The following is a 16,066-nucleotide window of genomic DNA, read 5'->3' as shown; positions in this document are numbered from 1 at the left end:
TTCATCGACATCACTTCGATCCGCCTCTGGCTCCGCCATTTGTCAGGATGACCTAGTGGCGCAATCGCCAGATGCGGACATAGCCATTGGGTTGGTAAAAGAAGCTGACCGCACTGCTGTGGCGCTGCCGGACGACATCCGCGAGAAAGGCTCAGGTACAGCAACAGCGGGCACCGACGCCTGCTGATAACGAAGCCATTTCATCGTTTCTCTTGCCCCACTTGGCCGCCCCGGCTCTTACGCAGAAAGCCGAGACAACTCGCGCATTTTCTTTCGTTTCCGCGGAGGGAACGTGGCTGTCGCGCCCATTGGGAGCCTGGCTCCGCCGCTACCCGAGTCCGTCCATCTACGTGGCGAGCCGGAAGTAGTCCGCTTCGAAATTATCTTCCATGCCGGACCCGTTACAGAATCCCATGGTCGTGTTGGACGTCCCGTCGATGGTCTCTCCTGAGACAACTGAGGCTCCCTCCACCCCGTCTGCATTCGCGCTGAATTGGACAGCACGCTCCGCAAGAATTTGCCCGCCATACAAGCGCAGACCAGACGCGAAACTCACGCCGCCACGCGTGATGAGTTGCGCGCCCCCACCTTCCGAACACGAGTCGTCGCGTCCGATCTGGAAGGATGAGGGCGCGTTAAATGACTTCAGGCTCGTTGAGGCATTTGCAATCACCACATCTTCAAGAATCGTCCCTTGACCGAAGCTGACCTCGCAGTCGGCTATGATCACAACTCGCGCAATGGGGGCGGCGCCAGAGATCCTGGTGTTCTGATTGCATCCAAGGAAGTATATGCGACCTTCCGGAAAATCAACTTCAGAGAAGTTCCCTCCAGATAGGTGAAGCGGCGAGGGATTCGTGATGTAGTCCGGCAGGACGTTTTCGTCGCCCGTCGAGAGGGCGTGTATGAGAGGTTCGATATCGGAAATGATGCGCATCCGATAGGCCGCCGAATGCAGCGCCTCTTCCAGGCCGGCGTTCTTGTCAAACCCGGACTTCGGAAGGTCGATGTCGTTCTCGTCCGGCATTGATACTACGGTGCCTGGCTCGTAGGTATTGTTTTGGTTGACTGAAACATAAGTGTTCGAATGGATGCAGAATCCCTTCGAGAGCGAGTTGTTGCTCTGGATGTCGACAACTTCCTCGGCGACAAACCCCTCACGGAAACAGGCCGGCCGATACGCCACGAAAACGGCTTGGGTCACGACGTCGAAGTCGTAAATCCCAGCCCATCTCAAGAGGTAGGTCGAGACACTATTGGACCTGCTCCGTGATCGGCTTGTTGTAACGAGAACGGCGGATCGTGAAGTTTCGTCGATCGAAAAGACTTGATCGTCGTAGTCCCAGTAGCCAAAGGAGATATCCTCGGTGGTAAGCACATCTCCGAACTTTCCACTCGGCATCCCGGCCTGGGCAAGTTCTATTGCCTTCGCTTTGGATTGATCCGCGTCATATGTCTCGCGGTGGTATAGCGCCCCGTGGGCAGCCACATCGGCAGCCACCTGCAGCTGGGTCCTGGCCGCTATCACGCTGGTAAAGTCGAGCGCCAATCCGCCAATCATTCCCAGGGCAACAAAGAAGAGGAGCGACATGAATGTCACCGACCCCTCTTGTGAGGCAATGAAACCAAGGAATCTCCTGCGAAGGGTCATGGTTGCTTCAGTACTCCACCAAATGTTCGGACGTCACGTTGAGAGAGAAATCCACCAACTGCGTGATAAGACCCAGAGATGTCAGGTCGGCGGCGGGAAAGCTTACCGAGCTCGTGATAGAGCCGTTGCTGACCGTGGAAGTCGCGACTGCATTGGAAGAAAAGTTTGACAGAGCAGCCTCAATACTGCTCTCTGTTTCTCCTTCGGTAGTATATCGGCCCACTGAAAAGCTCCGGTTTGCGTCCTGAACGGCCCGAAGAGCATTGGCCTGACCGAAGAAGATGAGCGAGGCATCCGCAATCAGCGCGAGAAGCAAAAGAAATATCGGGAAAATTATCACGAACTCTACTGTTGCGGTTCCTTCTTCATTCTTGCCCAGCGCCTCTAGGCGACCGGACAGATCATTGTTGGTGCGATTCATCCCAGCAGGCCTATCTGAAGACGCCATGTCGTTGAGATGCAATCTACCGTCTTGCCCGGGCGACAGTAGGGGGGGATTGCGCGCGATTTGACTCAGAACCTCGCGATCAGTCCTGCTGACCGACCGCTCCTGACAAGGTGTTCGGTCCTGGCCTTCCAGCCTGCGCTGCTCTTTTGGGGTGCACTGAGTACGCACGCCGAGGCTGCCGTGGCCGCCGAGCCCGCGACGTTGACTTTCGCGCCTCTTGCGGCAGCTCGTGCGGCGCAGCGAGGCTCAGCCGCCTGCGCGGCGTTCCGAAGCGTAGCCGCGCACCATAGCGATCTGGGAGAGCGCCATCAGGGCGCTCTGTGACAAGCCGCGCATGCCGAGGCGGCGAAGCGGGTGCAACACCAAGCCCATGTAGAACTGCAGCGGTTCCCGTTTCGGCCGGTCGCTATGGCGCGAGTCCAGCCGGCGATGCAGATGCCGCGCGCCGCGGCCGTAGTTGGCGTGCTGGCGCCAATAGCGCGGCATCGTCAACGCATGGAAGTGATCGACGACAGCGTCCGGTGCATAGGTCAAACTGCCGCCCGCTTCGCCCCAGCGCAGGCCAAAATCACGATCCTCGGCCGCTGCCAGCGGGAAAGTTTCGTCGAAGCCGCCGATTTCAGCGAAAGACGCCGCATTGCAGCCCATGTTGTTGGACGTGAAGAACGGCATCCCGTCCGACGAGGCGCCGAAGTATTCATAGAGGTAGTCGCACAGCATCTGGCTCGACTCGGCGTATGGATTGTCCCGCAGGCCGTTGACGACGCGCCCACCCACCAATCGCTCGGGCCGGTTCTCCTGCGCGGCAAGAAGACTGGCGAGCCATAGCGGCTGCGGCCGGCAATCGTCGTCGGTGAAGGCGAGGAATCTGCCGTGCGCCGCCGCCGCGCCAGCGTTGCGGGCCGCAGCGGGACCTGCGTTCGTCTGCCGCAGGCACCGCACAAGCGGCCCGAATTCGGCACAGACCGGCGCAAGCGGCGTGGCGCTGCCGTCGTCGACGACGACGACCTCGTACTGCCCCGCTTCGCGCTGCGCCATCAGTGCCTGCAGGCAACCCTGCAGCCTTTCGGGGCGGTTGTAGCTCGGAACAACGACCGTGATGTCTGTCATGTGCGAGCGCTCCTTGGGAGAAAGCACGAACCTGCGACGCAGCATCGTGCAATAGTGGGCGACTTGCCAGTGCGGCGTTTTCGGGCCGGGACACGCCCGATGGGCTCATATATGGTCTGGGCATGTCGGTGCGGCGTGCTCTTGTCACCATGGTTTTTTCTCGAGGGATCAGTCTGGCGCTGATGCTCGTCGGCCTTGCCGTTCTGGGCCGGCTGCTTCCCCCGCAGGTCTTCGGCGAGTTCGCCGTCGCCGTTGCAATCTATGGCGTGGCCGTGACGATGACAGAGTTCGGCCTGCGTCAGTATCTGGTCAGTGCAAGGGACGTGGATCGTGAGACGCTTGAATCGGCCACTGGGCTCTCTCTTGCGATTGCTCTTGGCGTTGCAGCGATCCTGCTTCTGATCGGAGCCTTGGGAATGTCCGGCATACTGCCTTTGCCCGGACAGGCGGCGGGGGCGCTGGTGCCGTTGGCGCTCGCGATGCCCATCGGCCCGGTGCTCCTGAGCACAGAGGCCATGCTTCAGCGCGACCTCGACTTTCGGCTGATCGCATGGTCGGAAGTGGTGCGGACCGGCGTCGAAGTCGGAACCGGCATTGCGCTTGCGCTGGCGGGTTACGGTGCGTTTGCCTTGGCCAGTGGTACGCTCATCTCGCGCGTGGCCTTGGCGGGTGTGGTCCTGGGGCTTGCCGAGGGGCGGGGCCGAATGGTGCGGCCGCGCTGGAATGGCTGGAGACGGTTCTTCAGTTTCAGCGGCCCGATGGTGACGATCCAGACGCTGCCAGGAATGGTGCACCTGGTCTTGATCTCGGCGCTGACCGGGATCGCGGGCGCGGGCTTCGTCGGCCTCCTTGACCGGGCGCGCACGATCCAGAAGATTCTCGACCGCACTTTGTTCGAGGCGATCAACCCGGTGATCCTGCCCGCGATGAGTGCTTCCCTCGCCGTCGGGATGGAGCCGCTGCGGCTCTATCGCACCCAGAACGACTATCTGATCGCGATCTGCTGGCCCGCCTTTGCGGCAATCGCTGTGCTGGCCGATCCGCTGGTGATGCTGTTGCTTGGCGCGCAATGGAGCGAGATCGTCCCCGCCGTCCAGGCGTTGGCGCTGACGGGGCTCGCCTTGCCCTACACCAAGATGACGCTGAAGCTTTACGCTGCGCTGGGAATGGTCTCGCAGTACCTGTGGGTGCAGATCCTGCATCAAGCCGTCACCCTCGCGCTGGTCATCCCGGCCGGCTTCTTTTCGCTGACTGCGGTCTGCCTCGCGTTTTCGCTGGGCACGATTTGCAAAGCGATATGCGTCACACTTGTGCTGCGCCGCCGATTCGGCCGGTTGGGGCGCGACATGTCAATCTCGGCTCTGCTCGGTGCGGCGCTCACGTTGCCGGCGGTCGTTGCCGCGGCGGGGGCGCTGGCGCTACAACTGCCACCGCTTGCGACGCTTATGGTCGCCGCGCCACTGGGGCTACTGGGTTGGCTTGGCGTGATCATCGTCAGCCGCCATCCGATCGCGGGAGAACTGCTGGGGGCGATCCGTGCCGTGCGTTCAGCCTCTCGCCTGCGCCCCGGCCGAGCGGCTAAGGTGTGCTATCTGCGGCAGAACAGGAAGCTCTGCCCGGCGCGTCCGATCTCGTCGAAGCCTTGGGCGCGAATGCGCCGCTTCAGCGAAGCGATGCTACGCAGATCCAACAGATCCAGGTGAATTTCGACCAGCACGAGCCGTAGGCCAGCTAGATCGGCATGAGAGAAGAATTCGGACTCACCGCCCTGGATGTCGCACACAAGCACACTGGGGCGGTGCGCTGCCACCTCGTCCGACCAAGCCAGCACCGGAACCTCGACAGGTCGCGTACCCTCGCCGCCGACATGCGCGGACGAGCGCGAGAACCGTTCGGCCACGTGGAAGGTGCGGTGGCCGGCGGTCTCGCCGATCATGGCCATCTTCAGAGTAGGCGTAACCCCGTTCAGCGCGTAGTTGTCGCGAATCAGGCTTTCCATGCCAGGACTCGGTTCGAAAGATAGCACGGCGTCTCCGCCCAGACGGCGGGCGCAGTCGACCGCCACCATGCCGATCCCGCCGCCCATTTCGAGCACACGGTCGTCGTCCTGCAGCGCATCCTTCAGCAGGGCGCGTTCGTGGCTGGTGTGACGCCCGCTGGCGAGCTTGCGGATGTTGTGCTCGGACATGCGCGGGTCGATCCGCATCCGAATTCCATCGATTTCGACCACCGATCCCATCTCGGGCAGCGGCACGGCGGCCCGGTCCGACTGCTCGACAGGCTGTCGGCGCCCGAGGGCTCGCTGCGCCGCCCGATAGCTGCCGGGGCTGGTCCGTTCCCACGTGCCCGTCCCGCGTGCGTAGAGATCGACGGACCGGTGACGCAAGCGCGTCCAGACGATCTCGGTCGATAGTGCCGTGTCCTGCCATGCGCCACGCCAGTCGGGCATCGGCTTCTCCCTATCTCGGTCTGATTCGGCGTCGGTCCTCTACTTGATCGCGAGGAAGCCTTCGAAGCAGATGTTCTTGAAAACGGTGGTGATGTCGCTGAAGCCTGCGCGGCGCATCATGTCGAGATTGCCTTGCGTCGAGAACGGCTCCAGCACGCCCTTCAGGCTTCGGGTCTTGTGCACGATTTCCGCCTCGCCGAGCCCGTTGTCGAGCTTGAAGTCGTTGTAGAGCGTGCTCATCATGTCCTGGAACCGGGCATCGGGAGCGCGCACCTTCTCGAACATCAAGAAGCCGCCGCCCCAGTTGAGCGAGCTATAGATCTTGTCCATCAGCTCCTGCCGGCGGGCCGGACGAACGAACTGGATCGTATAGTAGGATAGGATCAGGTCAGCCGGCTCGAGCTCGATTTCAAGAGCGTCGCCGTCACGGATCTCGACCTCGTCCAGATCGTCGCACAGCCGGCGGGCCGCCGTCGCCATCGCGGGCTCGATCTCGATCCCGACGAAGCGTGCGCCCTTGCCTGCGTTCCATTCCGCAAGCCGCCGTGTCAGCGCGCCGGTCGAACACCCCAATTCGATCGCCGTGGCGCCGCCGTACAGGAACCAGTCCGAGATGCGCGCGCAGAGTTCGTGACCCTCGCGGTACTGCGGGACAGATTTCTCGATATGACTCTCGAATCCCTCGGCGACGGTGCCGCCAAAGCTCCACCGGCCATTGCCCGCGCGGATGTTCTGGCCAACCTCCGCAAGATTCTCGTCCTGCCTTGGGGTAGATTTGGCGACGCTATCTTCGTTCATGAAACTGTCCTCAGGATGTGAGCGCCTCGACCAACGATTGGTCGGCGGTCTGCGGGCTTGTCAACTCGTCCAGCAGCTGTCGATCTGTCTCGAAGCGCTCATGCAGTTCGGCGCGCAGCTCGGGGCTCAGCACGAACCCGGGCTGGTCCGCCGTCGACAGCAGATGCTTTAAGGGAGAGGCGCCGATCGTTCGGGCAATCTTCTTGGCGGTATCCTTGGCGGGCGGATAAGCTGCCAGTCGGCGTAGCGGCCAAGGCGCCACACGCCGGGAGGCCGTCACGTTAGCGGCCGCAAACCGGGGTCCATTTTCCGCCGCGACGCCCAGGAAGGCCGCGACCCGAGCAAGAACCGGGCCGGGATCGGCGAACATCTCTTCAGCCTGCAGCACAAGAATTCGCTCGGCCGAAACGAACCGCCGGTACTGGGCCAGCTGATGCCCATAAAGGCTGGCGGCAAGATAGCGCGGATCGGACCGGACCGCCGCATCGGGGCCGCGCCATTCGATTCCCGTCACGAGCCGGTGGCGGTAATGCGACTCGATCCGTCGCATCGGATCGCGGATCAGGTAGATGAGCTTGATATCGGGCAGGGCTGCGGCAATCCGTTCGGGGACGCCATCATAGACCGGATGACGCGTATAGGCGTTGGAGCTTTCACCGAGAATGGCGCCCCTGGGGGCTCCCGCGAACTGGGCCGCGTACCAGTCCGGCCCCCGGTGCAGGTTGTGCTGGACGGTGAAGTAGCGCAGCTCCTTTTCCGGCATCCAGATCTGCGGATGGCCGCGCAGCCAGCGATCAAGGCTGGTCGTGCCGCTCTTGGTTGCACCGATCACCAGGAAATCGGGTTTTCGGCGCGAAACGGTCACGAGGGACGCCTATCCTGTCGTGCCACCCAGGCCGCGTTCACTAACCGCTCAGGGGCCATCATCATTCGCGCGGCCTTCTTCGCCCAAGCATCCTTGCGACCGATGAGCGGGACCCGCCGCATCATCGGGATAAGGATCCCCTGCAGGCGCCGGGTCATGTAAATTCCCTGCTTCGAAGCCACGTAGGACTCGTTAGGGCGCAGGTTCCATTTCGAAATGAAGTGGTCCAGACTTCGCTTGCCATAGGCATTGGACCACCGCAGCGAGAAGAATGGCCAGTCCTCGACCGAGATGGGACGCGCACGGCACGGAAAGACGTAGGTCACGACCGAACTCGGCTCGAACCAGACGCTGCCCCCGGTCGATTTTACGGACATCGAGAAGTCGATATGCTCTTTGGTCGAGTACAGCTTCTCGTCCAGGGGCCCGATGCGGTCGAACAGCTTGCGCCGGGCAAGGGCGCAGTGGAATTCGCACATGCCGGTTTCCTGCCGCTTCAGGCGGTCCTGCCAGACGGCCAACGGCTCGGCATGGCCGTGCATCACCTCTTCGAACTTGCGCCCGAGTTCGGGATCGCCTTCGAAGAACCCGGCCATGTCACCGCCGGGAGCATAATCGCCACCAGCGTGGTGGATCTCGGAATGCGCCGGAAGCCCCTGACAGGTAAGCGGAGCGACAACGTCGGCTCCGGTCTCTTCGGCACAGGCAACCAACTTGTCGAGCCAGCCTTCGGTGTAGACCACGTCATTGTCCACGAACGCGACATACTCGGCCTCGGCGGCCGCAAGTCCGATGTTCCTCGCCTGGTTGGGGGTCAGGAAGCGTTCCTTGCGGATCAGGCGGATGCGGCCTGCCTCGGCCTGATCGCGCAGGTACTTCGCCACCCTTTTCGGCGAGTTTCCGTCGACATAGATGATCTCGGCGTCCGGCGTATGCTCCAGGAGGCTTTCCAGCGACTCCTCGGTCATTCCGAACCGCTCGCGCTGCGTGACGATCACGGCGACAGTTGGTGTCATCTCAAGTCTCCTGATCTTTTCAGGGCCGTCTCGTAGGCCCGCACGGTCTTTTCTACGATATGATCGTGATCGTATTCGGCAATGACCTTTTGTCGTCCAGCCCTGCCCATGTCGGGCCAAGTCTGCGGCTTGTCGAGCATTGCGGCAACTGAATCCGCCAGCGCCTGCGGATTGCGCTCGGGCACAAGGTCGCCATTCTCGCCGGGGATCACCAGTTCCGGAATGCCGCCGTGGCGGGTGGCAATCACTGGAAGCTCGGTCGCCATCGCCTCCTTGAGCGTGTTGACTGGCGCGTCCTCATCGCCGTCGGCGGCTCGGACCGAGGGGGCGAGCGCGATGTCAGCGGCGTGAAGAGTGGCGATCACTTGATCCTGATCCGCCGCCCCGTGCAGCCGGACCCTGTCCTGAAGGCCCGCCTCTGCGATCTGAGCCTCGAGAGCCGGCCGCAGCGGGCCTTCCCCCAACACATCCAGGGTAACGTTGCGCCCGGTGTCGCGCAGCAGAGCCACTGCCGCGATCGCGTCAGAAATGCCCTTCTTCTCGACAAGACGGCCAACCAGAACCGTGCGGACCGCGCGCCCCTCGACCGGGGCGCGTCGTTCCGGTGGCGCAAAGCGATCGGTGTCGATAGGTGAGCCGATCACCTCGACCTTTGCCGGGTCGCAGCCGAGGGCGATCGCGCGGTCCCGAAAGTGGTGGCAGTTGGCGATGAAGAGATCCGCTTTCCGAAATAGTTCGGCATAAACGTCTTCGCCATTCTCTATCACGAATCGCGTGATGTCGAACCCGCGCAGATGCACCACGAGCGCCCGACAGCGCAACGTGCCGTAGGCCCGGTGCCGCATTGCCGTCAGGCCCAGATAGCCGAACTGCGCGTGGACGACGTCGAACGGCGGGCTCGCCGCCATCAATCGCGTAACCGCAGTCTTGTCCCGGAACAGCGGATCCATCGCTGCCAACGCCAGAAGGAAGAGCGCGCGAGACGGGGCACCCCGCGCCAGCGCAAGAGCCCGGCCGGGCCCGAACCGGCCAGACGGTACAGCGTAGCTGATCTTGCCGTCTATGCCGGCCTCGCGCACGAAGGCATGGCTGGCCCCGGCGGGTGCCTTGGCGGATGCCGCGAGGACCCGCAGATCATGGCCGCGCCGCATCAGCGACGCTGCCAGCGTCGCCACGAACGTTTCGGAAATGACCGGGAACTGATGACACAGAAGGCCCACGCGCAGTGGTTGCGCGGCAGATTGGTGGACCTCGGCCGCCGCTTGGGGCATCGTCTTCCTCGCATTGGTCGCGGAGAGCCTACAGTTAGGGGTGTCCCGATGAAAGACCACGCAACGCCCGGTCAATGCCCCGAGGAAGGACAAAGCCATGCCGGACTCAGCCCTGGTCTCGGTGATCCTGCCGGCCTTCGATGTCGCCCCTTATGTCGCCGAGGCTGTGACCTCGGTCGCCGAGCAGGACTGGCCCGAGATCGAGCTGGTGGCGGTTGATGACGGGTCTTCGGACGGAACGGCCAATATCCTGCGCGCAATCTCGCGGGAGTGGCGGGGGCCCGGCCGGCGCATGATCTTCATTCCGCAGGAAAACGCAGGAGCAGGGGCGGCGCGCAATGCGGGGGTGGCCGCCGCGACGGGCGACACGCTCTTGTTCCTGGATGCCGATGACCGGCTCGCTACGGACCTCGTGAGGCGAATGATCACAGCGCTCGACGCCGCGCCCGATGCCGAAATCGCATTCCCCTGCTGGCACTATATCGATCAGGACGGCCGCGACTTTGGGCATGCAAGCCCACCCGCGAACGGTTCGTTTTCGGCCGTCGATATCATGATCGATAATCCGCTGCACAGCGCCAGCGGCGTAACGGTTCGCCGTGCGGCGGCAGAGCGGGCGGGCGGGTTCGATCCCACGCTCGCGGCCTGCATCGACCTCGACTTCTGGGTGCGGGCGGCGCCCCAAGGCGGCAAGGCCATCCTCAGCGTGCCCGAGGCCATCGCCTTTTATCGCAGGCGGCCCGGCCAAATCACCGGCAATTGGCGGCGAATGGAACGGGGCTGGACGCGGGTTTGCGAAAAGCTGGCCGAGGCGGGCCGGCCGCTGAACCCCGAGGACTGGCGCCGTGGCCGGGCGCGACAGTGTCTTTTCTGGAGCCACATCGCCTATCAAAGCGGCGAGTACACCGCCGCGCGACTTCTCATGGTCGAATGCTGGCGTCGGGACCCGCGGTTCGCGGCGAGCGACGATCTTGCCCGCATCCGCAGTCTTTCCGTCGTTGCGAGCCTGCTACCTGCACCGCTGCACGACCGCTTGCGCGCGAGGTTCAACGCGCGGCGGGACGGGCAGGGGGATTAAACTGATACCTGAAGCTACTGCCCAGATCGGGTGGTCCGGACCTCACTCGCGGCTTTGACACGATGCGGCCTGCTGCGTGTGGCAAGTGCGACGGCGGCCAGCATCGGCAGCAGCCACGCAATTCGGGACTGGTACCTGTCCACGGGCGCCGACAACCCGCCAAAGATCGCCGCATTCACTAAAAGCCCGGCGAGGACGACGAGGGTGACGAGCGTCAGGTGCCGGTCCAGCCGCCGGTAGTAGGCGAGGCCCGCCAGCACCGCGAGACCCAACAACGCCGTCCAAGGCAGGACGGCATCGGCGGCATTCAAGACCGTCCGCGCCCGACTCCGCGCCATCGGGGACAACTCCTCCGGGCCGCCGGTGATCGACGCGGCCGGGCTCAAGTCATCCACGCCGACCCGTACCGTCTGGAGCGCTGCGTTACCGATGAGAGACCACGTCTGGGCGAGAGGGTAGGCCTGAAAGGCCCGTATCAGGATCTCTGCTTCCTCGTCGCGGACGCGCTCGAGCTGCTGCGGAGTCAGCTTCTTGATTCCGTCTTCGTCCCAGAGAAAGGACGAGATGTTGTTCGGCATCCCGTTCGGGAAGGCGTCGCACAATGCGTAATTCTGGCTGTCTGCGAGAGTGGGGCAGGTTTCGTTCAGATACCAGCGCGCCGGGCCGTCCTCGATCGAGCGGGCGAGGAGGATCGGCAGGCGGAGCGGAGCCACGCTCGGCTCGTCCAGAGTGGTTCCACTGGCTTCAAGGTTGACAAACAACGGCGAAACGACCGGCAGAATTGCGGCGAAAACCACCGCGAGCGTGAGCCGACGCGTCAGCCCGCGCCAGATGAGAACGCCGCCGTAGAGTGCGACTGCCAGGGGTGGGTAGCCGTAGTGGGTCGCGATGGCGATGGCGGCGAGAGTGCCCAAAAGCAGCCGCTGACCGCGGCGGAGCGTGTCGAAACGCATTGCCAGCACGGCCCCATAGAGCACCACGGCGGCTGCGAGGATGTCGGGCATGAGGTAGCTCGCGTACCAGGGCAGGCTGCTCAGAGCGAGGACGGTGGCAAGTCCGGCCCCCAGCACACCGGATCGGAGCCGATCCGGCGGCGGCAGCACCGCCATGAGCATCAGCATCGTCAGCAGAGTGTGGCCGAACGCCACCGCCACCGGGCCACCCAGCTGCGCGACGGCGTAGACATAGGTCGAATAGACGAAGGATCGCGCAAACTGCCCGTTTCCCGTCCCGACGGTCGTTCCCGCCGCGTCACCGATGCCGAGCAGGTCACGCGCCATGTCCCAGGCAGCGGCTCCTCCTTCGAAGTAGCTGGCCGTGTCGGGAAAGATCAGCAGCGTTCCCGTGGCAGCCATCGGCCAGAGCGACAGAAGCGACAGGACCACGGCGAAGGCGAGGCCCCGGCGGGAGACCCAGCCTGCTGCGTCGTCAGGCATTACCCAGAACCCTGCGGAAGTACTCGATGGTGCGCGCCAGCCCCTGCTCGAGCGGCACGCGCGGCTCCCAACCCAACAGCTTCTGTGCGCGCGCAATGTCGGGCCGACGTTGCCGAGGGTCATCGGCGAGGGCCGGCGTGTCACGCAGTTCGGATCGTCCGCCGGTAAGGCGCATCACCGTCTCGGCCAAGGACCGAACCGTGATTTCGGACGGATTGCCCAAGTTTATGGGGCCGCAGATGTCGGGCGGGGTCGCCATCAGCGCGATCATGCCGTCGATCAGGTCATCCACAAAGCAAAAGGAGCGCGTCTGCTTGCCGCCGCCATGGATCTGCAGCGGCTCACCGCGCAGGGCCGCTACCACGAAGTTCGAGACCACCCGCCCGTCATCGAGATTCATCCGCGGCCCGTAGGTGTTGAAGATCCGCATGACCTTGACCGGCATCCCGTGCTGGCGACGGTAGTCGAAGACCAGCGTCTCTGCGCAACGCTTGCCCTCGTCATAACACGAGCGCGGGCCGATCGGGTTGACGTTGCCCCAGTAATCTTCGGGTTGAGGATGGACCGCAGGATCGCCATAGACCTCGGAGGTGGATGCATGCAGCAGCTTCGCGCCGGTGCGTTTGGCGAGGCCGAGCATGTTGATCGCACCGAGGACGCTCGTCTTGGTGGTTTGCACCGGGTCGTGCTGGTAGTGGACCGGACTGGCGGGACAGGCGAGATTGTAGATCTCGTCGACCTCGACATGGGTCGGAAAGCAGACGTCGTGGCGCATGACCTCGAAGTTCGGCCGGTCCAGGAGGTGGGCGATCTTCGCACGCCGTCCGGTGAAGTAGTTGTCCAGACACAGGACTTCATGGCCGCTCTCGACCAGCCGCTCACATAGGAAGCTGCCCAGAAACCCTGCACCGCCGGTGACCAGGATGCGTTTCGCGCCTACGTCCATGGCCAAGACTTGCTCCTTCCCAGTTTCGGTTAACGACAGACCGACCGGGACCTGCCCTGTCAAGTGCGTGATTTCGCGAGGGAGAAACGGAATTCCGCGTGACTTATTTTTGGGCAAGTCGTGCGTTGCTGGTCGGTGACGCGATGCACATGAAACATTCACATTGTTCCAGCACCGGTTCCGGCTATCTGTGGCCGGGCAAACTGTTTTGCCTTGATTATAAATGACCAACAGGATGGGCCAGTGAGAAAAAAGGCGCTGATCGTGGGAGGTGGCCCCGCGGGGCTGACGGCCGCATACGAACTTCAGCGGCTGGGCTCTCCGCTCCAGCCGGTGGTGTACGAAGCAGGAGAAATCGTCGGCGGGATCGCTCGGACCGAGAACCACGCAGGCTATCGCTCGGATATCGGTGGACACCGGTTCTTCACGAAGGTGCCCGAGGTCGAGGAAATGTGGCACGATGTACTGGGCGACGACTTCCTGACCCGTCCTCGGCTCAGTCGGATATACTACCGCGACAAATTCTATGACTATCCCCTCCGCATTTTTAATGCGCTCGGTAATATCGGTCACTACGAGACGGCGCGGATCATCGCGAGCTACGCAAAATGGCGGCTCAAGCCAGCCAAGACCGAGGATAGCTTTGAAGACTGGGTGATTAACCGGTTCGGCGGTCGCCTCTACATGCACTTCTTCCGCTCTTATACTGAGAAGGTCTGGGGCATAGATCCGCGCGAAATCCGCGCCGATTGGGCTGCACAACGAATAAAGAATCTCAGTCTGTCGAAGGCAGTGTGGAACGCGATCTCGGGCGCCAACGACACTGCGAGCCTGATCGAAGAATTCCAGTATCCCCGCCTTGGCCCGGGCATGATGTGGGAGAAGACAGTCGAGCGTGTCGAGGCCGCCGGCGGCGAGGTGCACCTGCGCAGCCCCGTCACCCGCGTGGTGCGCGATGGCATGCGCGTTACCGGGCTAGACGTGACGCCTTGGGACGAGAAAACGGGCGCGCAAGAGACGCGTCACGAAACCGGCGACGAGATCATCAGCTCCATGGCGTTGGGCGATCTGATCCACGCTTTCGACCCGCCCCCGCCGGACGACGTGATCGCCGCCGCCAGGAAGCTGAGCTATCGCGACTTCCTGATCGTGACGCTGGTGCTGGACCATCCCGATCCCTTTCCGGACAACTGGATCTACATCCACTCACCGGAGGTGAAGGTCGGACGAATCCAGAACTTCCGCGCGTGGTCGCCCGAGATGCTACCTGATGCCGATACCGCCTCGATCGGCATGGAGTATTTCTGTCAGGAAGGTGACGGGCTGTGGACGATGGGGGATGATGAACTGCGCGACCTCGCAGCCAGGGAACTCGAGCAGCTCGGACTGGCGAAGGCGGAGACAGTCATTGGGGGGGCGGTCATTCGCCAGCCCAAGGCCTATCCGGTCTACGATACCCACTACCAGTCCGCGCTCGACGTAATCTCGCGCTGGCTGAATCGGCTCGAGAACTTCCAGACCGTCGGGCGCAACGGTTTGCATCGCTACAACAACCAGGATCATTCGATGTTGTCGGCGATGCTGGCGGCCCGCAACCTGATGGGCGAGCACCACGACGTCTGGTCCGTCAATGTCGAGCGGTCCTACCACGAACAATTCCAGCGCGAGGACGTAACGGCGCGCCGCTCAGCCACGGCGGATTGAAAGGAGCAGCACGCCACGGGTTACTCTGGAGCGCCTCGCCTTCGATTCAGGCCGAGCATGACGCTGGCGTATCCGATCCCGGCGCAAGCGTAATGCACCATGAGGATTCCAAGAGCAGCTATCGCTTCCCAAGGTCCCCAGAGCCTGCTGACGCGCGAGAGGAAGCCGCGATTCAGCCATGCGAGTGCGACGATCGCCACCATGAAGAGCGCCAGACCGGTGATCGGCGCCAGCGGCGCCAGCGGCACCGCCAGGAGAGCCGTCGCGACGGCGACGACGGACATCTTTCCGGTGCGGTCCGTGTTCAGCCGGTGGGGCAGATCCCGGTTCTCGGGCGCGCGCAACATCCTGCTCCAGGGTATTGCGCGGTGCAGCAGGTCCGTCTCGGCCATGCCGCGGAGGGTCCAATGCTTCATGTGACGGCAGAGCAGATCGGGGTCCAGCCGTACCTTGCGACCTGACCGGGCGAGCGCCATGCCGAACCCGACGTCTTCGATGCGCTCGTCCTCTGTCCGGAATCCGCCGATCCGTTCGAAATCGGCACGTCGGACGGCGCCGCACCCGGTCCAGAAGCTCGGGACGTCACCGCCCGAGACTTGGTGGACGTGATGATGCAGCAGGTTGCGGATTCGGCTGACACGGCCCGGATGGGTGGGCGCGTCATCGTAGGATCCGTAGAGGCCGGCATGCTCGGGATGGGCGGCAAAGAACGCCTCGATCCGGGACCGCACACCGCTGTGCACCAGTACGTCGGCATCTACGAAGAAGAGCAGATCGCTCGCGACGTCGGCCGCGCCGGCGTTGCGCGCCACTGCCGCACCGTTGCTAAAGGGCAGGCGCACGACGCGAACACCCGTTTTTCGCGCGATGTCGGAGGTGGCATCCGGAGAGCCATCGTCGACCACCGTTATGTCCCGGGGAGCGAAACCCGCGGCCTGAAGATGGTCGAGGCAGGCTCGAAGAGACCACGCTGCGCGGTACGCAGGAACGATGACGTGGATGTTTGATACGCTTCCATCATTCATCGCACTCATCCCAGTTTTGCCTTTAGCATATCCCAGGCGGGCAGACTGGAGAAGTGCTGAGATGGTCTAAAGAAAAGGCTGGCAAGAAGCTGGTGCATGATGTCCGACAACGATCAAACTGCCTCCGGATGGTTTGCATCAGCTAGCGCCGGACATGAACTAGGCAGAAATCGGACTGGAGGCCATGACCTGAGCCCCGTTTCTCCTCCAGTTTTGAGCCCCGTTTCTTCCTCCGGTTTGAGGTAGAGTCCGCTCCAACGAGGAGACGG

General features: G+C 63.1%; 14 protein-coding genes and 1 pseudogene. 4 read left to right on the top strand and 11 right to left on the bottom strand.

The genetic code is table 11. The features are described from left to right. A pseudogene (locus ACFDS3_RS15445) lies at positions 1-187 on the top strand (hypothetical protein); the annotation flags it as partial. 159 nt (positions 188-346) lie between these two features. On the opposite strand, the gene ACFDS3_RS15440 reads toward ACFDS3_RS15445, so the two are convergent. The 3 genes from ACFDS3_RS15440 to ACFDS3_RS15430 all read right to left on the bottom strand — a co-directional run bounded on the left by ACFDS3_RS15440 (position 347) and on the right by ACFDS3_RS15430 (position 3,209). Beyond that, entirely contained in the window at positions 347-1,651 is a 1,305-nt protein-coding gene (locus ACFDS3_RS15440; RefSeq protein ID WP_375263250.1) for a TadE/TadG family type IV pilus assembly protein, read from the bottom strand. A gap of 7 nt (positions 1,652-1,658) precedes the next feature. Then, positions 1,659-2,114 carry a TadE/TadG family type IV pilus assembly protein gene (locus tag ACFDS3_RS15435; RefSeq protein ID WP_375263249.1) on the bottom strand — a complete coding sequence of 152 codons (456 nt, stop codon included), beginning with the start codon at positions 2,112-2,114 and terminating at the stop codon, positions 1,659-1,661. A gap of 231 nt (positions 2,115-2,345) precedes the next feature. After that, positions 2,346-3,209, bottom strand: a complete 864-nt coding sequence (locus ACFDS3_RS15430) for a glycosyltransferase (RefSeq protein ID WP_375263248.1) — start codon at positions 3,207-3,209, stop codon at positions 2,346-2,348. A 149-nt stretch (positions 3,210-3,358) separates the two neighbouring features. Between ACFDS3_RS15430 and ACFDS3_RS15425 the strand changes: the two genes are divergently transcribed. Continuing rightward, complete coding sequence (locus ACFDS3_RS15425) at positions 3,359-4,912, top strand: oligosaccharide flippase family protein (RefSeq protein ID WP_375263247.1); 1,554 nt, start codon at positions 3,359-3,361, stop codon at positions 4,910-4,912. Here ACFDS3_RS15425 and ACFDS3_RS15420 read toward each other — a convergent pair. From ACFDS3_RS15420 to ACFDS3_RS15400, 5 genes are read right to left on the bottom strand one after another with little or no spacing between them, the layout of a single operon-like run. Continuing rightward, complete coding sequence (locus tag ACFDS3_RS15420; protein ID WP_375263246.1) at positions 4,798-5,658, bottom strand: FkbM family methyltransferase; 861 nt, start codon at positions 5,656-5,658, stop codon at positions 4,798-4,800. The two genes, ACFDS3_RS15425 and ACFDS3_RS15420, sit on opposite strands and share 115 nt — an antisense overlap. 39 nt (positions 5,659-5,697) lie before the next feature. Continuing rightward, positions 5,698-6,456: a methyltransferase domain-containing protein gene (locus tag ACFDS3_RS15415; protein ID WP_375263245.1), complete on the bottom strand. Its 759-nt coding sequence runs from the start codon at positions 6,454-6,456 to the stop codon at positions 5,698-5,700. Positions 6,457-6,466: 10 nt separating this feature from the next. Continuing rightward, on the bottom strand, positions 6,467-7,321 hold the full coding sequence (locus ACFDS3_RS15410; RefSeq protein ID WP_375263244.1) for a sulfotransferase: 855 nt from the start codon (positions 7,319-7,321) through the stop codon (positions 6,467-6,469). After that, entirely contained in the window at positions 7,318-8,337 is a 1,020-nt protein-coding gene (locus ACFDS3_RS15405) for a glycosyltransferase family 2 protein (RefSeq protein WP_375263243.1), read from the bottom strand. Before ACFDS3_RS15405 ends, ACFDS3_RS15410 begins: the two co-directional genes overlap by 4 nt. Then, entirely contained in the window at positions 8,334-9,608 is a 1,275-nt protein-coding gene (locus ACFDS3_RS15400) for a glycosyltransferase (protein ID WP_375263242.1), read from the bottom strand. The genes ACFDS3_RS15405 and ACFDS3_RS15400 overlap by 4 nt, the downstream gene beginning before the upstream one ends. A 97-nt stretch (positions 9,609-9,705) precedes the next feature. On the opposite strand from ACFDS3_RS15400, the gene ACFDS3_RS15395 reads away from it, so the two are divergent. Beyond that, positions 9,706-10,686 carry a glycosyltransferase gene (locus tag ACFDS3_RS15395; RefSeq protein WP_375263241.1) on the top strand — a complete coding sequence of 327 codons (981 nt, stop codon included), beginning with the start codon at positions 9,706-9,708 and terminating at the stop codon, positions 10,684-10,686. Between the two features lie 14 nt (positions 10,687-10,700). Here the strand turns inward: ACFDS3_RS15395 and ACFDS3_RS15390 are convergent, their stop codons facing one another. Then, positions 10,701-12,122: a hypothetical protein gene (locus ACFDS3_RS15390; protein ID WP_375263240.1), complete on the bottom strand. Its 1,422-nt coding sequence runs from the start codon at positions 12,120-12,122 to the stop codon at positions 10,701-10,703. After that, positions 12,115-13,068, bottom strand: coding sequence for a UDP-glucuronic acid decarboxylase family protein (locus ACFDS3_RS15385; RefSeq protein WP_375263251.1), 954 nt, complete (start codon positions 13,066-13,068; stop codon positions 12,115-12,117). Before ACFDS3_RS15385 ends, ACFDS3_RS15390 begins: the two co-directional genes overlap by 8 nt. Before the next feature lie 243 nt (positions 13,069-13,311). On the opposite strand from ACFDS3_RS15385, the gene ACFDS3_RS15380 reads away from it, so the two are divergent. Next, complete coding sequence (locus ACFDS3_RS15380) at positions 13,312-14,772, top strand: NAD(P)/FAD-dependent oxidoreductase (protein ID WP_375263239.1); 1,461 nt, start codon at positions 13,312-13,314, stop codon at positions 14,770-14,772. Positions 14,773-14,792: 20 nt separating this feature from the next. Here ACFDS3_RS15380 and ACFDS3_RS15375 read toward each other — a convergent pair whose 3' ends face one another. Then, positions 14,793-15,797 carry a glycosyltransferase gene (locus ACFDS3_RS15375; RefSeq protein WP_375263238.1) on the bottom strand — a complete coding sequence of 335 codons (1,005 nt, stop codon included), beginning with the start codon at positions 15,795-15,797 and terminating at the stop codon, positions 14,793-14,795. Positions 15,798-16,066 lie beyond the last annotated feature (269 nt).

Source organism: Palleronia sp., assembly GCF_042089775.1.
GTDB lineage: Bacteria > Pseudomonadota > Alphaproteobacteria > Rhodobacterales > Rhodobacteraceae > Palleronia.
The sequence above is the reverse complement of the archived record's forward strand: the minus strand, read 5'-3'. Positions and strand labels throughout refer to the sequence as shown.

Bases quoted from the DNA above. Each gene is read 5' to 3' on its own strand.
- ACFDS3_RS15440 (WP_375263250.1), bottom strand. From the start codon at position 1,651: ATGACCCTTCGCAGGAGATTCCTTGGTTTCATTGCCTCACAAGAGGGG.
- ACFDS3_RS15430 (WP_375263248.1), bottom strand. From the start codon at position 3,209: ATGACAGACATCACGGTCGTTGTTCCGAGCTACAACCGCCCCGAAAGG.
- ACFDS3_RS15425 (WP_375263247.1), top strand. From the start codon at position 3,359: ATGGTTTTTTCTCGAGGGATCAGTCTGGCGCTGATGCTCGTCGGCCTT.
- ACFDS3_RS15420 (WP_375263246.1), bottom strand. From the start codon at position 5,658: ATGCCCGACTGGCGTGGCGCATGGCAGGACACGGCACTATCGACCGAG.
- ACFDS3_RS15415 (WP_375263245.1), bottom strand. From the start codon at position 6,456: ATGAACGAAGATAGCGTCGCCAAATCTACCCCAAGGCAGGACGAGAAT.
- ACFDS3_RS15405 (WP_375263243.1), bottom strand. From the start codon at position 8,337: ATGACACCAACTGTCGCCGTGATCGTCACGCAGCGCGAGCGGTTCGGA.
- ACFDS3_RS15400 (WP_375263242.1), bottom strand. From the start codon at position 9,608: ATGCCCCAAGCGGCGGCCGAGGTCCACCAATCTGCCGCGCAACCACTG.
- ACFDS3_RS15395 (WP_375263241.1), top strand. From the start codon at position 9,706: ATGCCGGACTCAGCCCTGGTCTCGGTGATCCTGCCGGCCTTCGATGTC.
- ACFDS3_RS15390 (WP_375263240.1), bottom strand. From the start codon at position 12,122: ATGCCTGACGACGCAGCAGGCTGGGTCTCCCGCCGGGGCCTCGCCTTC.
- ACFDS3_RS15385 (WP_375263251.1), bottom strand. From the start codon at position 13,068: ATGGACGTAGGCGCGAAACGCATCCTGGTCACCGGCGGTGCAGGGTTT.
- ACFDS3_RS15375 (WP_375263238.1), bottom strand. From the start codon at position 15,797: ATGAATGATGGAAGCGTATCAAACATCCACGTCATCGTTCCTGCGTAC.